The sequence below is a fragment of the Shinella sp. S4-D37 genome (assembly GCF_040812195.1).
Lineage (GTDB): Bacteria > Pseudomonadota > Alphaproteobacteria > Rhizobiales > Rhizobiaceae > Shinella.
Map to the genome: position 1 here is coordinate 3,799,222 of NZ_JBFNXL010000005.1, position 17,975 is coordinate 3,817,196.

The 17,975-nt window shown below is 65.8% G+C and carries 16 protein-coding genes; 3 read left to right on the plus strand and 13 right to left on the minus strand.

All coding sequences use genetic code 11. The annotated features are described in order from the left end of the window. Nucleotides 1–128: 128 nt before the first annotated feature. From phaZ to AB3G45_RS26170, 7 genes are all read right to left on the minus strand, one after another. The gene (gene phaZ / locus AB3G45_RS26140) at nucleotides 129–1,421 is read right to left on the minus strand and encodes a polyhydroxyalkanoate depolymerase (protein WP_367833298.1); all 1,293 of its coding nucleotides are present in this window, start codon (nucleotides 1,419–1,421) and stop codon (nucleotides 129–131) included. A gap of 185 nt (nucleotides 1,422–1,606) precedes the next feature. After that, complete coding sequence (locus tag AB3G45_RS26145; RefSeq protein ID WP_367833299.1) at nucleotides 1,607–2,623, minus strand: zinc-binding alcohol dehydrogenase family protein; 1,017 nt, start codon at nucleotides 2,621–2,623, stop codon at nucleotides 1,607–1,609. Nucleotide 2,624: 1 nt separating this feature from the next. Continuing rightward, the gene (locus tag AB3G45_RS26150) at nucleotides 2,625–3,599 is read right to left on the minus strand and encodes an ABC transporter permease (protein ID WP_367833300.1); all 975 of its coding nucleotides are present in this window, start codon (nucleotides 3,597–3,599) and stop codon (nucleotides 2,625–2,627) included. A 29-nt stretch (nucleotides 3,600–3,628) separates the two neighbouring features. Further along, entirely contained in the window at nucleotides 3,629–5,182 is a 1,554-nt protein-coding gene (locus AB3G45_RS26155) for a sugar ABC transporter ATP-binding protein (RefSeq protein ID WP_367833301.1), read from the minus strand. Between the two features lie 68 nt (nucleotides 5,183–5,250). Continuing rightward, nucleotides 5,251–6,237 (minus strand): ABC transporter substrate-binding protein, encoded by a 987-nt coding sequence (locus tag AB3G45_RS26160; protein WP_367833302.1) that lies wholly within the window; start codon nucleotides 6,235–6,237, stop codon nucleotides 5,251–5,253. A gap of 202 nt (nucleotides 6,238–6,439) precedes the next feature. Continuing rightward, the gene (locus AB3G45_RS26165) at nucleotides 6,440–6,886 is read right to left on the minus strand and encodes an RbsD/FucU family protein (protein WP_367833303.1); all 447 of its coding nucleotides are present in this window, start codon (nucleotides 6,884–6,886) and stop codon (nucleotides 6,440–6,442) included. A 26-nt stretch (nucleotides 6,887–6,912) separates the two neighbouring features. Beyond that, complete coding sequence (locus AB3G45_RS26170; protein WP_367833304.1) at nucleotides 6,913–7,932, minus strand: aldo/keto reductase; 1,020 nt, start codon at nucleotides 7,930–7,932, stop codon at nucleotides 6,913–6,915. A 164-nt stretch (nucleotides 7,933–8,096) separates the two neighbouring features. Here AB3G45_RS26170 and AB3G45_RS26175 point away from each other — a divergent pair, with 164 nt between their 5' ends. Both AB3G45_RS26175 and AB3G45_RS26180 read left to right on the plus strand, forming a co-directional pair. Then, the gene (locus AB3G45_RS26175; RefSeq protein ID WP_367833305.1) at nucleotides 8,097–8,975 is read left to right on the plus strand and encodes a GntR family transcriptional regulator; all 879 of its coding nucleotides are present in this window, start codon (nucleotides 8,097–8,099) and stop codon (nucleotides 8,973–8,975) included. A gap of 11 nt (nucleotides 8,976–8,986) precedes the next feature. Next, nucleotides 8,987–10,078, plus strand: a complete 1,092-nt coding sequence (locus AB3G45_RS26180) for a mannitol dehydrogenase family protein (RefSeq protein WP_367833306.1) — start codon at nucleotides 8,987–8,989, stop codon at nucleotides 10,076–10,078. On the opposite strand, the gene AB3G45_RS26185 is transcribed toward AB3G45_RS26180, so the two are convergent. Both AB3G45_RS26185 and gabD read right to left on the minus strand, forming a co-directional pair. Continuing rightward, nucleotides 10,072–10,872, minus strand: a complete 801-nt coding sequence (locus AB3G45_RS26185) for an HpcH/HpaI aldolase/citrate lyase family protein (RefSeq protein WP_367833307.1) — start codon at nucleotides 10,870–10,872, stop codon at nucleotides 10,072–10,074. The genes AB3G45_RS26180 and AB3G45_RS26185 overlap by 7 nt on opposite strands. Before the next feature lie 62 nt (nucleotides 10,873–10,934). After that, nucleotides 10,935–12,386, minus strand: coding sequence for an NADP-dependent succinate-semialdehyde dehydrogenase (gene gabD / locus AB3G45_RS26190; protein WP_367833308.1), 1,452 nt, complete (start codon nucleotides 12,384–12,386; stop codon nucleotides 10,935–10,937). Between the two features lie 258 nt (nucleotides 12,387–12,644). Here gabD and AB3G45_RS26195 point away from each other — a divergent pair, with 258 nt between their 5' ends. Then, a complete protein-coding gene (locus AB3G45_RS26195) occupies nucleotides 12,645–13,238 on the plus strand; it encodes a nitroreductase family protein (RefSeq protein ID WP_367833309.1) in 594 nt (197 codons plus the stop codon). Between the two features lie 119 nt (nucleotides 13,239–13,357). Here AB3G45_RS26195 and gyrB read toward each other — a convergent pair whose 3' ends face one another. The 4 genes from gyrB to AB3G45_RS26215 form a co-directional block, all read right to left on the minus strand. Continuing rightward, on the minus strand, nucleotides 13,358–15,790 hold the full coding sequence (gene gyrB / locus AB3G45_RS26200) for a DNA topoisomerase (ATP-hydrolyzing) subunit B (protein ID WP_367833310.1): 2,433 nt from the start codon (nucleotides 15,788–15,790) through the stop codon (nucleotides 13,358–13,360). A gap of 132 nt (nucleotides 15,791–15,922) precedes the next feature. Further along, a complete protein-coding gene (locus AB3G45_RS26205; RefSeq protein WP_367833311.1) occupies nucleotides 15,923–16,303 on the minus strand; it encodes a helix-turn-helix domain-containing protein in 381 nt (126 codons plus the stop codon). After that, nucleotides 16,300–16,869, minus strand: coding sequence for a Smr/MutS family protein (locus AB3G45_RS26210; RefSeq protein ID WP_367833312.1), 570 nt, complete (start codon nucleotides 16,867–16,869; stop codon nucleotides 16,300–16,302). Before AB3G45_RS26210 ends, AB3G45_RS26205 begins: the two co-directional genes overlap by 4 nt. Next, entirely contained in the window at nucleotides 16,856–17,971 is a 1,116-nt protein-coding gene (locus AB3G45_RS26215; protein WP_367833313.1) for a murein transglycosylase A, read from the minus strand. The genes AB3G45_RS26210 and AB3G45_RS26215 overlap by 14 nt, the downstream gene beginning before the upstream one ends. Nucleotides 17,972–17,975 lie beyond the last annotated feature (4 nt).

Sequence of the window (17,975 nt, forward strand, 5' to 3'; positions counted from 1 at the left end):
GTGCAATCTTCCTCACGATCGGCGGAAACCACCTCGGTTTCCGGTGAATCCGATGTGGTTAGACCGCCCGTCGCATTCAAGACGATGCCCTGTGAATTCGGGCAAGCGCCTGAAAGAGGACTGAAAAATCAGGCGACGCCGCCGGCCTTGCCGCCCTTGATGACGCGTGGCGCGAGCGGCTTCGCCTTTGCGCTGCGGCCATGTTCGGCGATAAAGGACAGGATGCGCGGGGCGATCTCCCGGCGGAAGCGCGAGCCGTTGAAGACGCCGTAATGGCCGACATCCGGCTGCATGTAGTGCATGCGCATGTGATCGGGGATGTTGGTGCAGATCGTCTGCGCCGCCTTGGTCTGGCCGACGCCCGAGATGTCGTCGTTCTCGCCCTCGACGGTCAGCAGCGCCACCTTGCGGATCGCCGTCGTGTCGACGGGACGTGAACGGTGCATCATCTCGCCCTTCGGCAGCGCGTGCTTCATGAACACGGTCTCGACCGTCTGGAGGTAGAATTCGGCGGTGAGATCCATGACGGCGAGGTATTCGTCGTAGAAGTCGCGGTGCTTTTCGGCGGCGTCGCCGTCGTTCTTCACGAGATGGGCGAAGAACTCCTTGTGGGCGATGACGTGGCGGTCGAGGTTCATCGACATGAAGCCCGACAATTGCAGGAAGCCCGGATAGACCATGCGCATGAAGCCGGGCTGCGGCCACGGCACGGGCATGATGACATTGTCGCGGAACCACTCGATCGGCTTTTCTTCCGCCAGCTTGTTGACGGCGGTCGGGTTGATGCGCGTGTCGATCGGCCCGCCCATCAGCGTCATGGTGGAGGGCGACAGCGGATCGTCGTCGGCTTCCATCACCGCGACGGCGGCCAGCACCGGCACCGCCGGCTGGCAGACGGCGATGACATGGGTATCCGGCCCCAGCGCGTGCAGCATCTGGATGACGTAGTCGATATAATCGTCGAGATCGAAGCCACCGTCCGACAGCGGCACCATGCGGGCATCCACCCAGTCGGTGATATGGACCTCCGCATGCGGCAGCAGCGCCTCGACCGTGCCGCGCAGCAGCGTCGCATAGTGGCCGGACATCGGCGCGACGATCAGGACCTTCGGGTCCTTGCCGTGGCCGGCCGGCAGACAGCGCTCGAAATGGATGAGATTGCAAAAAGGACGCCGCCAGACGACCTTCTCGTGCACGGAGACGTCCTGGCCGTCGATGCGCGTGGTGGAAAGGCCGAAATCGGGCTTGCCGTAGCGCCGGGTACTGCGCTCCAGCACCTCGAAACCGGCGGCCATGGTGCGGCCGAAATAGGTGTGCGCCAGCGGATTGAGCGGGTTGCGGAAGGCGATGCGCATCTGGTCCGCCGCGGCGCGCCAGGGGGCCATCACCGCATGGTTGAGTTCGTAGAGCTGATAATACATCGGACGCGTTATCCCATTTCTCGGCGCCAGACCTTCGTCTTCGCGGCGCCATCACCCGGTTTCCGCAGTTGCGAAAAGACTAACATGTTTTCGCTGCGTGGCAACACGCCACACAGCCATCCTAAGCCCGCGAACCTTTCGTGGGCATGAACAGATTTCAGGCTTTTCACCGCGTTTTCCGCTTTTCAGGCAGCGACGCGCACGATGGCCTTGATCAGGCCCGATTTTTCGCTCGCCCAGCGGGCAAGGTCCGCGGGAACCCGGTCGAGCGTGGTGCGGTGGGTGACGAGCGCCTCGACCGGCACGCGGCCGGCGCGGATATTCGCCATCACATGCTCGAAATCGACGCGCGTGGCATTTCGGCTGCCAATCAGCATCATCTCGCGCTTGTGGAATTCCGGGTCGGAAAAGCGGATCTCCTCCTTCACCACGGAAACCAGCACCAGCGCCCCGCCATGGGCGACATGCCGGAACGCGGCCTCCATGGATTTCGCATGGCCCGTCGCGTCGAAGACGACGTCGAACCCTTCGCCGCCGGTGGCCGCCAGCACCGCCTCGGCCGCATCGGGACCAGCAAGGATGCCATGTGCAAGGCCGAAGCGCTCCGCCGCCATGGCAAGCCGCTCGGCGGAGGTGTCCATCAGCGTGACGTCATGGCCGGCGATGCGCGAGAAGAGCGCGGTGCCGAGGCCGATCGGGCCGGCGCCGACGATGAGGGCGCGCGCGCCGGCCTGTGCCAGCGACCGGCGCACCGCATGGGCGCCGATCGCCAAAAACTCGACCGTCGCCGCCGCTTCCAGCGACAGGCCGTCGGCCGGGTAGAGATTGTCCGCCGGCAGCGCGATCTCCTCGCAGAAGGCGCCGTCCGTGTGCACGCCGAGCACGCCGATCGCCGTGCAGCAGTTCGGCTTGCCCTGCCGGCAGGCGATGCAGGTGCCGCAGGAGAGATAGGGATTGACGACGACGGGCGCACCGGCGGCAAGCCGGCTTGTGCCCGGATCGAGGACGGTCGCCGAGACCTCGTGGCCCATCACCCGCGGATATTCGAGGAACGGGTGCTTGCCCTCGAAGATATGGTAGTCCGTGCCGCAGATGCCGACATGGCTGACGGCGACGCGCACCCAGCCCGCCGGCAGGCCGGCCGGGCTTTCGCGCTCGACCGCTTCGAGGCGGCCAGGTTCCACGCAGACGACGGCTTTCATCTCAACGGCTTCCCCGGCGGCGCAACTGGTCGAAATAGACGATGACGATGATCAGCAGGCCCGTGATGATGCGCTGCCAGAAGGAGTTGATGTTGAGGAGGTTCGCGCCGTTGTTGATGGTCGCGAGGATGAAGGCGCCGAGCAGTGGGCCGTGCACCGAGCCGACCGCGCCGAAAAGGCTGGTGCCGCCGATGACCGAGGAGGCGATGGCCTGCAGCTCCCAGCCCTCCGCCTGCGTGGCATTGCCGATGCCGATGCGCGAGGCGAGCAGGAGGCCGACGAAGGCGGCGCAGGTGGCCGACAGGATATAGGCGAGGTAGATGGTGCGATCGACATTGACCCCGGAAAGCCGCGCCGCCTCCTTGTTCGAGCCGACCGCGAAGAGATAGCGCCCCCAGCGGGAAAGATGCAGGAAGACGAAGGCGGGGATGGCCACCAGGATGACCATCCAGAACAGGCTCGGCACGCCGAGGAAATCGGCGCGGGAGAAGTCCGTGAAGCCGTCATGGCTGATCGAGATCGTCGAGCCGTTGGTGATGAGCAGGCCGATGCCGCGCAGCGAGGTGAGCGTCGCCAGCGTGATGATGAAGGGCGGCAGGCCCATGCGCACGATGCCGAAGCCGTGGAAGGCACCGATGGCGACGCCGATCAGCAGCGTCAGGACGATCGACAGCCAGAGCGGCACGCCGGCCTGCAGCAGCCAGGCGACGATGACGCTGGTGAAGCCGACGATGGCCCCGACCGACAGGTCGATGCCGGCCGTGATGATGACGAAGGTCTGGCCGACCGCCAGGATCGCCGTCATCGCCCCCTGGCGCAGGACGTTGCTGATGTTGTTCGGCGTCCAGAACGCATGAGTGGAAAGGCCGAGCAGCAGCCAGAGGAACAAGAGGAGGCCGAGCAGGGTCAGGCCGAGGAGGATGTTCGTGCCCCTTCTCGGGGCCGGTGCGCTTTCCGTCGTCGTGTCCACGCTCATGGTCTTCTCCCTTTTCTTGCGCGCCGCGGTCAGATGCCGATGGCCTGGGTCAGGACGTCCTCGTGGGTGGCCGCCCGGTGGTCGTGGCTGGCGACGAGCCGGCCGCCGCGGAAGACGTGCAGCCGGTCGGCAAGCTCATAGACCTCCGGCAGGTAGGACGAGATGAGGATGATGCCGGCGCCCTGCTTGAGGAGTTCGGCGAACAGGCGGTAGATTTCCGCCTTGGTGCCGACGTCGACGCCGACGGTCGGCTCGTCGAAGATGAACAGCCGCGCGCCGTGGCTCAGCCACTTGCCGATGACGATCTTCTGCTGGTTGCCGCCGGACATGGCAGAGGCGAGCACGCGGCGCGACGGCGTCTTGATGCGCAGGTCGTGGATCTGCCGGTCGGCATTGGCGGCCTCGTCGCCGCGGCGGATCGTCAGGCCCGAACTCAGCCTCCCGAAGACCGGCAGGTTGATGTTGAGGCCGATCGGCAGGTTGAGGCAGAGGCCCTGGTCGCGGCGGCTTTCCGGGACGAGCGCGATGCCGAGCTCCATCGCCTGGCGCTCGTTGCGGATATCGACCTTCGCGCCGTCCCAGAAGATCTCGCCGGACGAAACTGGCTGGCGACCGTAGAGGCCGAGGGCGAACTCGCTGCGGCCGGCGCCGATGAGGCCGTAGAGGCCGACGATCTCGCCGGCGCGCACCGAGAGCGACACGTCGCTGAAGCCCGGGCCGGACAGGCCGCGCGTCTCGACGATGACCTTGCCGGCCGGCACCTTCTCCTTGTGGTAGATCTGCTCGATCGAGCGGTTGATCATCAGCGCGATCAGCTCGTTCTCGTTGGTCTCGCTTATCAGGCGCGTGCCGACATGAGCGCCGTCGCGCAGCACCGACACGCGGTCGGCGAGCTCGAAGACCTCCTCCATGCGGTGGCTGATATAGACGATCGTCACGCCCTGGTCGCGGAGCCGGCGGATGAGGCGGAAGAGCTGGGCGGATTCCTGGCGCGTCAGATAGGCGGTCGGCTCATCGAAGATGAGGAAGCGGATGCCGCGCATGGCGGCCTTGGCGGTCGCGACGAGCTGCTGCTGGCCGATGGTGAGGCTGCCGAGAAGGGCGCCGGCGGGAAGCTGGAAGCCGAGATCGTCGAGCACCGCCTGGGCCGCGCGCTCCATGGCCGCCTTGCGCATCAGGCCGTAGCGGTTCATCTCGTCGCCGAGGAACATGTTGGCCGCCACCGAGAGATGCGGGCAGAGCACGACCTCCTGGTGCACGGCGTTGATGCCGCGGGAAATCGCCTCGTTCGGGGTCGAAAGCTGCACGGGCTTGCCGCACCAGAAGACTTCGCCCGCCGTGCGGCGGATGACGCCGGTCAGGAGCTTGATGAGGGTGGACTTGCCGGCGCCGTTCTCGCCGACAATGGCGTGGATCTCGCCGGCAAGGAACGTGACCGTCGCCGGCTTCAGCGCCTCCACCAGGCCGTATTTCTTCTGCAATCCGCGCAATTCGAGGATGGGCGCGCCGCGCGGCACCGCTTCGGATTCGGCGAGCTTCGCCTCGTCTTCATGCCGATGGCTGAGCTCTTCCAGGCTGCTCATCGCTGTCTCCTCCTCAATGGCGTGGAAAGCGCCCCGCCCGGCTCGGGTAGTCCGGGCGGGGGAAGCGATCAGATCTTCGGGTTGAGCAGGGCGTCGATCTTCGGATCGGCCATGTTCTCCTGGGTCACGAGGTTGGCGCCCGTGTCGACGAAGGCCTCGACCTTCTCGCCCTTGGAGACCGCGAGCGCCGTCTTCACGCCGTCATAGCCCATGCGGTAGGGATCCTGCACGACGAGGCCGGCCAGCACGCCCTCCTTGAGGAAGCCGACGGTCTTCTCGTCGCTGTCGAAACCGATGACCTTGATCTTGTCGCCGAGCTTGTTTTCCGCGATCGCCTGGCCGACGCCCTGCGCCATGATGAGGTTGGAGGCGAAGACGCCGACGAGGTTCGGATTGGCGGTGATGAGGTCGGTCATCATGTTGAGGCCGGTGGTGGCCTGGCCGTCCGCATATTTGTCCGCCACCACGTTCAGACCCGGATATTTCGTCTTGATCTGGTCGAGGAAGCCTTCGCGGCGCTGGTCGAGCGAGCCGACGCCCGGCAGGCTGGTGATGATGGCGATGTCGCCCTCTTCCTTGCCCGTCGTCGCCTTGATCGCCGCGGCAAGCCCGTCCGCCGCGATGCGGCCGCCCTGGACATTGTCCGTCGTCAGGAACGAGGTGAAGGCCTTGGAATCGGCGCCCGAATCGATGCCGATGATCGGCACGGACTTGGCTGCCTCGTCGACCGGCTTGCCGAGCGCCTTGAATTCCGTCGGCGAGATGACGACGGCGGCCGGGCTGCCCGCCACCGCGTTCTCGAGGATGCTGATCTGGCCGTTGATATCGGATTCCGACTGCGCGCCGAGTTCCGGCACGTTGACGCCGAGATCCTTGCCGGCCGCGCGCGCGCCGGCGAGCACGATCTGCCAGTAGAAGGACGTCGTGTCCTTGACGATGATCGGGATGGTGACGTCCTGCGCGAGGGACGCGGCAGGGTTCATGGCGGCGAGGACTGCGGCACCCGCGAGCGCCGTGAAGGCGCGGCGAGACAGAAGCGATCTTACAATGCTCATCAGGTTTCTCCTCTCGAATGCTTCCCCTTCCTTTGGGATCGCGTCGCGGGAAGCGGGCAACTCGATCTTTTATCGATAAAAAACACTTTCCGTCAGGCTATACCCGCCCACCTTCGCTGGCAAGCGAAGGACTGCTCCTGAAAATGCGCTTTTCCAAACAGCTCCATGCCATCCGTCCTCCCAAACGGTGGCCGCCGGGCGGCTAGACCCGAAAAATCTCGTGCGGGTGCACGACACCCTTCTTCAGGATGATATTGCCATAGAGACGGAATTCCGTCGTGGCGACGATATAGGCCGCCTTCTTCGCCATCTCGTAGAAGGCGAAGCGCTCGACCGCATGGACCGTGAAGTCACCGGCAAGCCGATGGACGAGGTCCTGGAAGGTCACACAGACCTCCGGCACCGCCGCGGGATCGCCCACCACCTCCATGCGCCAGGCCGCCTCGGGCACGAAAGTATCGAGCGGCATATGCGCGAGGATCGCCTCTGTCATAGACACGGCATCGACCCCGTCGGCCCGGACGACCTTCGGCCCGAGGAAACTCGACGGGAAATTGGCGTCGGCGATGACGATGTCGTCGCCATGGCCCATGGTCCTGATGGCCTGAAGCAGGTCCGGCCCGAGCAGCGGATGAATGCCTTTCAACATGCGCTAGCGATCCTCCAAGATCGTGGTCACTGCCGGACGGCGTTTTCCCCGAGGTCCGGCGCGACCAGTGTGTGCGGCTCGAAAGCCGGGTAAATGTCCTTCGGCAAATCCAGGCGCGCGAGCGCCATGTTGCGGCGCAGGCTCTCCGGCCTGGCGGTGCCGATCAGCACGGAGGCGACGGCCGGATGGTTCAGCGGGAACTGCAGCGCCGGCGCGGCGAGCGGCACGTGCGCTTTCTGGGCAATCGCCATCATCGCACCCACTTTGCCGGCGACATCCGGCGTCGCCGGCATATAGTCGAAATGCGCACCCTCCACCGGACCCGCCGCCAGGATGCCGGAGTTGAACACCCCGCCCACCACGAGGGATGTGCCCTTCTTTTCGCACAGCGGCAAAAGGTCGGCCACGGCCGAACGGTCGAGCAGCGTGTAGCGGCCGGCAAGCAGGATGCAGTCGAGATCGGCGTTCCCGAGCACATCGAGGCAGACCGGCACCTCGTTGACGCCGAGCCCGTAGGCCTTGATGGCGCCGGACGCCTTCAGTTCCTCCAGCGCCGTCAGGCCGGACCCGAGAAGCTGGCGCAGATGGAAGGCATTGCGCTCGGCGCCGTGCGTGTAGACGCCGATATCGTGCACATAGAGGATATCGATGCGGTTCAGCCCGAGACGGGCATGGCTGAGCTCGACCGAGCGCATGATGCCGTCGTAGCTGTAGTCGTAGCGCACATCGAAGGGCAGCGGATCGACATAGCCGTAGCTCGGCACCTTGTCGTCGGCGACGGGGACCATGACACGGCCGACCTTGCTGGAGAGCACCCAGCTGCCTTTCGGCCTGTCGCGCAGGAAATCGCCGACGCGGCGTTCCGCAAGGCCGAAGCCGTACCAGGGCGCCGTATCGAAATAGCGCAGGCCCTCGTCCCAGGCCGCCCGAAGCGTTTCCATCGCCGCTTCTCGCGGGCAGGCGCGGTAGAGGCCGCCAAGCGCCGCGGTGCCGAAACTGAATTCGGTCACAGCCAGGCCCGTCCTGCCGATGCTCCGCGTCTTCATGCAGCCTCCCCGACCGCGCCCTCCCGCCGTCGCTTGTCTTTTATCGACAATAGACAGATCGTCGTCAATGGGTAATATGCCCGAAGGAGGAAACGGGAGACGACGACGCCGGCGCGTCCGGCCTTTCGCCCGGTCCGCCCGACACGAGAGAACCGGCGGCATCCATGGCCAAACAGAACACCGTCTTCAAGGACGCCTTCAATCGCTGCCTGAAGCTCCTGGAGCAGACGGCGAACCTGCCGTCCGAACCGGAACTCGGCAGCACGCTTGGCATCAGCCGCACGACCGTGCGCGCGATCCTCACGCGGCTGGAGGAGGTGGGTCTGCTCACCTGGGAGAAGCGGCGCAAGATCGTGCTGCGCAAGCCCGTCGCCGGCGATTACTTTCCGACCGAGGAAACCGATTCGCTCTCGGAGATCATCGAGCGCAGCTTCATGCGCCGGATTCTCGACGGCGGCGCCCAGCCGGGCATGCAGATCAACGAACTGGAACTCGCCCGCGAGATCGGCATCGGCACGACGAGCGTGCGCGAGTTCCTCATCCGCTTCAGCCGCTTCGGCCTGATCGAGAAACGGCCGAACAGCCACTGGGTGCTGAAGGGTTTTACCCGGGAATTCGCGCTGGAGCTGACGGAAGTGCGCGAGATGTTCGAGTTGCGCTCGGCGGCCGCCTTCGCCCATCTGCCGGCCGATCACGCCGCCTGGCACGAGCTGGAGGCGATCGAGGCCCGGCACCACGCCATCCTCGCCGACATCGAGAACCGCTACCTCGATTTCTCCGAACTCGACGAGCGTTTCCACCTCTTCGTGCACCGGGCCTCGAAGAACCGCTTCATCGTCGATTTCTACGACGTCATCGCCATCGTCTTCCACTACCATTACCAATGGAACAAGACGAATGCCCGCGAGCGCAATGCAAGGGCGCTGGAAGAACATCTCGCCTATATCGCGGCGCTGCGCTCGCGCGATCCGATCGAGATCGAGCTTGCCTGCCGGCAGCACCTGAAATCGGCGCGCGAAACACTCCTGCAATCGATCAACTGACGAGGACCGCAATGGACACACCCATCCTGCAATTCGGAACCAGCCGCTTCCTGCAGGCGCATGCGGACCTTTTCGTCGGCGAAGCGCTGGAGAGGGGCGAGGCGCTCGGCCGCATCACGGTGGTCCAGACCACGGGTTCCCCGGAGCGCGCGGGCCGGCTTGCCGCCCTCGCCGCGCCGGGCGGCTATCGGGTGATCGTGCGGGGGCGAAAGGACGGGCGCGATGTCGAACGCGAGCAGCGCGTCACCAGCATCGCGCGCACGCTTTCGACGGCAAGCGACTGGGAGACGGTAAAGAGGATCTTTCGCGAAGAGGCCGCGGTCGTGCTCTCCAATACCGGCGATACCGGCTACACGGTGGGGCCGGACGACCTTGCCGGTCCCGTTCCCGCCTCTTTCCCCGGCAAGCTGCTGGCGCTTCTCCACGACCGTTTCGCGGCGAACCGGCGCGGGCTGACGATGCTGCCCTGCGAACTCGTGTCGAGAAACGGCGACGTTCTGAAGCGGCTGATCCTTGATCTGCAGGCCGATCGTTACCCGGAGTCCGATTTCAGGGACTGGCTTTGCGAAAGCGTGGTCTGGGGCAACACGCTGGTCGACCGGATCGTCTCCGAACCGCTGGAACCGGCCGGCGCCGTCGCGGAACCCTATGCGCTCTGGGCGATCGAGAACCAGCCGGGCCTGACATTGCCGTGCCGGCACGCGGACATTCGCCTCGTCGACGACCTGACGCCCTATGAGAAGCTGAAGCTGCACATCCTCAATCTCGGCCATACGGTGCTGGCCGATATCTGGCTGAGCGAGAACCGGCCGGCAGAGGAGACAGTCAAGGCGATCCTCACCGACGCCGGCGTGCGGCAGCGGCTTCTCTCGATCTATCGCGAGGAGGTCGTGCCCGGCTTTGCCGCGCGGGGGCTAGGCCATGAGGCGGAGGCCTATGTCGCAGCGACGCTGGAGCGCTTCGACAACCCCTTTCTGGAGCATCGCCTCGGCGACATCGCCAACCACCATGCGCAAAAGCGCGTCCGCCGCATCGGCGACTTCCTGGCCTGGACGCCCGACGTGCCGATGCCGAGACTGGCCGCGATCGCCGGCAGTCAGTAGCCGCCGCCGCGCTCCTGCGTCCCCTCCTCGCCGAGGAAGCTGCGACGCAGGCCGTCGACAGCCGACACGAGGCAGTTGACGTCGGTGCCGATCGCCATGAAATCCGCGCCGAGATCGCGGTAGACCGCCGCCTGCGACAGCGACACCGTCATGATGCCGCGTGCCTTGCCGTGCGCCTTGGTGCGGGCGAAGACGTGGGTGATCGCCGCGAGCACCTCCGGCGCGCCGGAATTGCCGAGGAAGCCCATGTCGGCGGCAAGGTCCGACGGGCCGACGAAGACGCCGTCGACGCCCTCCACCGCCGCGATCTCGTCGATCGCCGCAAGACCCGCCCGGCTTTCGACCTGCACGATGAGGCAGATCTCGTCATTGGCGGTGGCGAGATATTCCGGCACGCGGTTGAAATCGCTCGCGCGGCCAAGGCCTGCGCCGACGCCGCGGATGCCGTGCGGCGGATAGCGCACGGCGCGCACCAGCGCCTCGGCCTCCTTGGCCGATTCGACCATCGGGATGAGGAAGGTCTGTGCGCCCTGGTCGAGCAATTGCTTCAGGATCCAAGCCTCGCCCATCGGCGGGCGGACCATGGCATGGGTCGGCGAGCGGTGCAGCGCCCCGACCTGCGCGCTCAACAGCGGCATGTCGTTCGGCCCGTGCTCGCCGTCGATCAGCAGCCAGTCGTAACCGCTGCCGGCCAGGATTTCCGCCGCATAGGCGCTGCCGAGGGCGGCCCACAGGCCAAGCTGGAACCGGCCGTCGCGCAGGGCGGCCTTGAAGGTGTTTTTCGGTGCTGCCACGATTTTCCCTCTCGAACCGGAGCCGGCCGGAGGATGCCGGCCGGCCTCTCCGTCAGATGACCTCAGGCGATGCCGCCGAGGCAGACATATTTGATCTCGGTGAACTCCTCGATGCCGTAGCGCGAGCCCTCGCGGCCGAGGCCGGAGAGTTTCATCCCGCCGAACGGCGCCTCGGCCGTCGAGATCAGGCCGGTATTGACGCCCACCATGCCGTATTCCAGCGCCTCGGCCACGCGGAACACCCGTGACAGATCCTTGGCGTAGAAATAGGAGGCGAGGCCGAATTCCGTGTCGTTCGCCTGCGCGACGACGTCGTCCTCGTCCGTGAAGCGGAAGAGCGGGGCGACCGGGCCGAACGTCTCCTCGCGGGCGACGGCCATGTCGGGCGTCACGTCGGCAAGCACGGTCGCCTCGTAGAAGGTGCCGCCGAGCGCGTGGCGCTTGCCGCCCTGCACCACGCGGCCACCCTTCTTCACCGCGTCGGAAACATGCTCCTCGACCTTCTCCAGCGCCGCCGTATCGATCAGCGGGCCGAGCACGACGCCCTCGTCGAAGCCGTTGCCGGTCTTCAGTTTGCCGACGGCGGCGGCGAGCTTTTCGGCGAAGGCGTCATAGACGGCGTCCTGCACATAGATGCGGTTGGCGCACACGCAGGTCTGGCCGTTGTTGCGGAATTTCGCGATCAGCGCACCCTCGACCGCCGCGTCGAGATCGGCGTCGTCGAACACGATGAAGGGCGCATTGCCGCCAAGCTCCAGGCCGAGCTTCTTGATGGTCGGGGCGCACTGCTTGTAGAGTTCGGCACCGATTTCCGTCGATCCGGTGAAGGTGAGCTTGCGCACGGTCGGGTTGGCCGTGAGTTCCGCGCCGATCTCGCGGGCCGAGCCCGTGATGACCGAGAACAGGCCGGCAGGAAGGCCGGCCCGCTCGGCGAGGACGGCGATGGCGATGGCCGAGAAGGGCGTCTGCGAGGCGGGCTTCAGCACCATGGCACAGCCGGCGGCGAAGGCGGGGCCCGCCTTGCGGGTGATCATGGCGTTGGGGAAGTTCCAGGGCGTGATCGCCGCGACGACGCCGATCGGCTGCTTCATCACGAGGATGCGCTTGTCCTTCTGGTGGCCGGGCACGATATCGCCGTAGAGGCGGCGGCCTTCCTCGGCGAACCATTCGACGAAGCTGGCGCCATACACGATCTCGCCGGTCGCTTCCGCCAGCGGCTTGCCCTGTTCCATGGTCAGGATGCGGCCGAGATCGTCCTTGTTCTCGATCATCAGCTCGAACCACTTGCGCAGCACGGTCGAGCGCTCCTTGGCGGTGCGGGCGGCCCAGCCCTTCTGGGCGCTTGCGGCGGCGTCGATCGCCTCCTTCGTCTCCTTCGCGCCGAGCTTCGGAACGTAACCGACCAGTTCGCCCGTCGCGGGGTTCTTCACGGCGATGCCGCCACCGTCCGCCTCGATCCAGCGGGGGCCAACGAGGGCTGCCTGGCGCAGCAGGCTGGGGTCTTTGAGGCTCATCGGATATCTCCCGTTTTGCGATGCGTTTCTCACCTGTCGGAAGGGTTATATTGCGTCCCCCACCGGTTCGACAATGCGACAGGCACGCGATTTTACCGCTTCGCGCGGCGTGCCGCCCGGTCTAGAGTCCGTCAGGTTCATTCTGAATCTGACGGACTCCGGGTTTCTTTGTTTTCGTTTGTCTTCGGGAAAACCGGTTCCCACTTTTCCCTGACAAACTCCAAGGTCCACCGGCAAAATTGACATTCGAGGCTTGCAATGACCCATCCCACCGGCCGCACCGCCGACCACCCCATCGATCCCATCTATCTCGACCGCTGGTCGCCCCGCGCCTTCACCGGCGAGGCGATGCCGCACGAAACGCTGCTTTCGCTGTTCGAGGCGGCGCGCTGGGCGCCTTCCGCCGCCAACGGCCAGCCCTGGCGTTTCGTCTACGGCCATCGCGGCACCGAGGCCTTCGAGCGGATCTACGACACGCTGGACGAGGGCAACCGCCGCTGGACGGACAAGGCGGCCGTGCTCGCGGTGATCGTCTCGCAGACCCACCGGGCGAATGCCGCCGGCGAAATGCGCCCGGCCTATACCCACGCCTTCGACACCGGCGCCGCCTGGGCCTATCTCGCCCTGGAGGCGACGCGCGCCGGCTACCATGCCCACGGCATGGGCGGCATCGACCGGGAGAAGGCGAGGGAGGTCCTCGGCATCCCCGAGAATTTCCGCGTGGAAGCGGCGCTCGCCATCGGCAAGATCGCCCCGAAGGAGACGCTGCCGGAGGATCTCATGAAACGCGAGGTGCCGAGCGGGCGCAAGAAGGTGGAAGAATTCGTCTCCGAGGGACGGTTCGTGCCCTGAGGAGGCTTGCTGAGGGGCGGTCGAATGGGAGCGGCCACGCAACCCCTCCCACGTCCGTCGTCCTCGATGGTCGGGTTCAAGCCCGACCATGACGGAGGAGAGGTTCGGCGGCTCTTTGCTCAGATATCGAGATTGGCGACGCTGAGGGCGTTTTCCTGGATGAAGTCGCGGCGCGGCTCCACCTCATCGCCCATCAGGCGGGCGAAGAGCCCGTCGGCATCCGTCGCATCCGTCACCTTCACCTGCAGCAGCGAGCGGACGTTCGGGTCGAGCGTCGTTTCCCAGAGCTGTTCGGCATTCATCTCGCCGAGGCCCTTGTAGCGCTGCATGGAAAGACCCTTGCGGCCGGCCGCGAAGACGGCGTCGAGCAGGGCGCGCGGGCCGGAAATCTCAATCTGGCCGTCCTTGCGGCGCAGCATCGGCGGCACTTCATAAGTTTCCTTGAAGCGCCCTGAAAGCTGGTCGATATGCCGGGCGTCGGCGGAGCCGATCAGCGCCATATCGATATGCGCGAATTCCTTGACGCCGCGCACCATGCGCTCGAAGCGCAGGCCGCCATCCGTGGCCACGGAGCCGGTCCAGCCGCGTTCCGTCTCCTCGGCGATGAGGTCGAGCCGGCGGGCGACCTCCTCCGCCTTGGCGGCATAGGCCTCTCGGTCGTGGCTGAGCTCAAGGTTCAGCGCGCCGGTAATGGCCGCCTGCTCGATGATCGCGCGATGGTAGCGCGAATGCAGGCCGTCGAGCAGCGTGCGCAGGCGCAGCGCGTCCTGGATCAGCTCCAGGATGTCCTGGCCGACGCGCACCTCGCCGGAGCTGAGCTCCAGTGCCGCATCGTCGAGGCCGACCGCGACGAGGTAATCCTCCAGCGCCTTCTCGTTCTTCAGGTACTGGCTCGATTTGCCGCGCGCCACCTTATAGAGCGGCGGCTGGGCGATGTAGAGATGGCCGCGCTCGATCAGCTCCGGCATCTGCCGGAAGAAGAAGGTGAGCAGCAGGGTGCGGATATGCGCGCCGTCGACGTCGGCATCCGTCATGATGATGATCTTGTGGTAGCGCAGCTTGTCGGCGTTGAACTCGTCCTTGCCGATCGACGTGCCGAGTGCGGTGATCAGCGTGCCGATCTCCTGGCTGGACAGCATCTTGTCGAAGCGCGCGCGCTCGACATTGAGGATCTTTCCGCGCAGGGGAAGGATCGCCTGGTTTTCGCGCGAGCGGCCCTGCTTGGCCGAGCCGCCGGCCGAATCGCCCTCGACGAGGAAGAGTTCGGATTTCGCGGGATCGCGCTCGGAGCAGTCGGCGAGCTTGCCGGGCAACGAGGAAATGTCGAGCGCGCCCTTGCGCCGCGTCAGTTCACGCGCCTTGCGGGCGGCCTCGCGGGCGGCCGCGGCCTCGACCACCTTGCCGACGAGCGTCCTGGCATCGGCGGGATGCTCCTCGAACCAGGTGGAGAGCGCCTCGTTGACGAGGTTCTCCACGGCCGGGCGGACTTCGGAGGAGACCAGCTTGTCCTTGGTCTGGGAGGAGAATTTCGGATCGGGAACCTTGACCGACAGCACCGCCGTCAGGCCTTCGCGGCAATCCTCGCCCTGCAGCGTCACCTTCTCCTTCTTGGTGATGCCGGACGTATCGGCATAGGAGACGACCTGACGGGTCAGCGCGCCACGGAAGCCCGCCATATGCGTGCCGCCGTCGCGCTGGGGAATGTTGTTGGTGAAGCAGAGCACGTTCTCGTGGTAGCTGTCGTTCCACCACATCGCGACTTCGACGGTAATGCCGTCCTTCTCGCCCCGGATCGCGATCGGCTTCGAAACCAGCGGCTTCTTCGCCCGGTCGAGATAGATCACGAAGGCTTCAAGGCCGCCCTCGTACATCAATTCGTCCTGCTTGATATCCGAATGGCGGCGGTCGGTGAGCAGGATGCGCACGCCGGAATTCAGGAAGGCGAGCTCGCGCAGGCGATGTTCCAGCGTCGCATAGTTGAAATCGATGTTCGAGAAGGTCCCGGTCGAGGGCATGAAGGTCACTTCCGTGCCGGTCTCGCTGCCGCAGTCGCCGGTCACCGCCAGCGGGCTGTCGGCCACGCCATGGGTAAAGCTCATCTCGTGGATTTTTCCGGCGCGCCGGATCTTCAGCTTCAGCTTCACCGAGAGCGCATTCACCACCGACACGCCGACGCCGTGCAGGCCGCCCGAGACCTTGTAGGAATTCTGGTCGAACTTTCCGCCGGCATGGAGCTGGGTCATGATGACCTCGGCGGCCGAAACGCCCTCTTCCCTGTGGATGTCGGTCGGGATGCCGCGGCCGTTGTCCGTCACCGTCACGGAACCGTCGGCATTCAGCGTGACCGTCACGATATCCGCATGGCCGGCAAGCGCCTCGTCGATCGCGTTGTCGACGACCTCATAGACCATGTGGTGCAGGCCCGAACCGTCATCGGTATCGCCGATATACATGCCGGGGCGCTTGCGCACCGCATCGAGCCCCTTGAGGACCTTGATCGAATCTGCGCCATACTCGGCCGGGCCGTTGTCGGTCTCGGGTGTGTCAGTCATTCAAACGTCTTTCCAGAGTGTTCGCGGAAGGCGGGAAGCGCGGCGAATCACCGCTTTCCAAGTCCTTGAATATAGGGATTGTGCCCTGAAGTTCCAAATCCGGGAGGGGCAAACACGGCAGAATTCCGGGGATCAGCCGGGTTTTACCCGGTTATTGCATGCTTTTTCCAGAATACCGGCAAGACGGCGCACTGTCTCGGGCGGCAGGTCACGGATTTCCGCCGAAAGCCGGTTGGCGAAGGCGGTGTATTCCGGGGGCAGGCCCGACGTATCGACCACGACGCGCGGATCGGAAATCCGGGCGATGCGGAACAGTTCCTCGGCCTCGTCCCAGATGACGTTGAAGTAGCCCGCCACGCGCTGGAGGAAATCGAAGCTCGGCGTACCGCGCTTGCCGTTCTCCAGCGCCGAGAGATAGGCCGGGCTGACGCCGAGCGCCCTCGCCATGTCCTTCTGCGAGACGCCCTTGCGATCGCGCAGGTGCCGCACGGCCTTGCCGAAGGGTGTCGTCATCGTTTTTCCCCCGGATGCCGGGCGAGCCGGACATAGAGCGCCCCGTCGCCGCCGTGGTTGCGCGCGGCCGGCTCATAGGAGGAGATCAGCGGCCGGAACTCCGGCAGCGAGAACCACAACGGCACCGCCCGCTTCAAGGCGCCGTCGCTGCCGAGCGAGGTGCCCTTGCCGGTGATGACGAGCACATGGCGCAGGCCCCGCTCATGCGCCCGGATGAGGAAGCCGAGCAGGAAACCGTGTGCCTCGCTCTGGATCATGCCGTGCAGGTCGATGCGCGCTTCCAGCGCCAGGCGGCCCTTGGCGATCTTGCGCTTGACCGGGCGCTCCAGCGGGTGGTGCCGTGTCTCCCTGTCGCGGCCGATGGTGAGCGCGATGCCCTCTGCGGGCGGGGCGGATTTCTTGTTCCTGGGTTCCGGCTCAGGCTTCCTTTCCGCCTCCGGCTTTTCCACGAAGGCTTCCTCGAATTCCGTCAGGGCGTCGAGCTTGCCCGGCATGGCGCGCGTGCTGCGCGCCACCTTGCCCCAGAGGATACGGTCCTCGCTCGAAAGCGTCTTATCCTTCGGCATGGAGGTATCGCTCCGCCGCCGCCTTCGGCACGAGGATATGGAAGGTCGCCGCGTTGCGCACATGGCCCGCCAGCGCGCCCGCCGCATCGCCCGAACCGGTGAAGATATCGCCGCGCGCCGGGCCGACGATCGCCGTTCCGGTATCGAGCGCCAGCATCAGGCGGCGGAAGGGCCTGCCGCCGTCCATATGGGTGAGGGTCTCGCACGAAACGAAGAAGGGCAGGCCGAAGGTGTGGATCAGCCGGTCGACCGCCAGCGAGCGGCCGGCGACGAGCGGCACTTTCGCCGCGGCGATCGGCCCGAGCGACAGATCCGCGACCTCCGCCTCCTTGAAGAAGATGAAGGAGCGGTTGTGCCGGAGCACGGCGTCGACCTGGTCCTCGTGCCGTGCCAGCCAGTCGCGGATCGAGGCCATGGAGACGGTCGCCGCATCGATCTCGCCACGGTCGATCAGCAGCTTGCCGATCGCGGAAAAGGGATGGCCGCTCTTGGCGGCATAGGTGATTCGCTTGACCGACCCGTCCGGATAGACGAGCCGCGCCGCGCCCTGCACATGGGCGAAGAAGACATCCACCTTCGCGCAGGCATAGGCGATCTCCAGCCCGCGGCCCGCAAGATAGCCGCGCTCGATCTCGCCGCGGTCGGGATATTCGGCGATGCCGCCGTCGGTCCCGAGTCCGAATGCAAAGCCCGGCGGGAAACCGGCCGGGCGATTGGTGTCGTCGATGTCGACCAGGTCATGCGGCCGGGCGTAGAATGGATACCGGTACTCGGCGTCCGGTTCCGCCCGCACGGCGACCTCCGGCTCGTAGAAGGCCGTGACGAAACCGGAAGAACCGTCTCCCTTCTCGATGAGGAACGGCACGCACTGCGCCTCGAAGAAGGCGCGCACCGCGGCAGGCCCCTCCGGCTTCTCCTCTTCTGCCGCGTCCAGCAACGTCAAAAGCTCGCCGGCGGTAATGCCGAGCGAGCCTGTCCTGTAGGGTTTTACGGTGCGGATGTGATCGCGACAGCGGGCCATGGCCGAAAGAAGCGCTGTCGGATCATCCTCGTTCCAGCCGGGGAGCGCCGAAAACCGGGCCGGAACCAGGCGATAGTCCATTGGC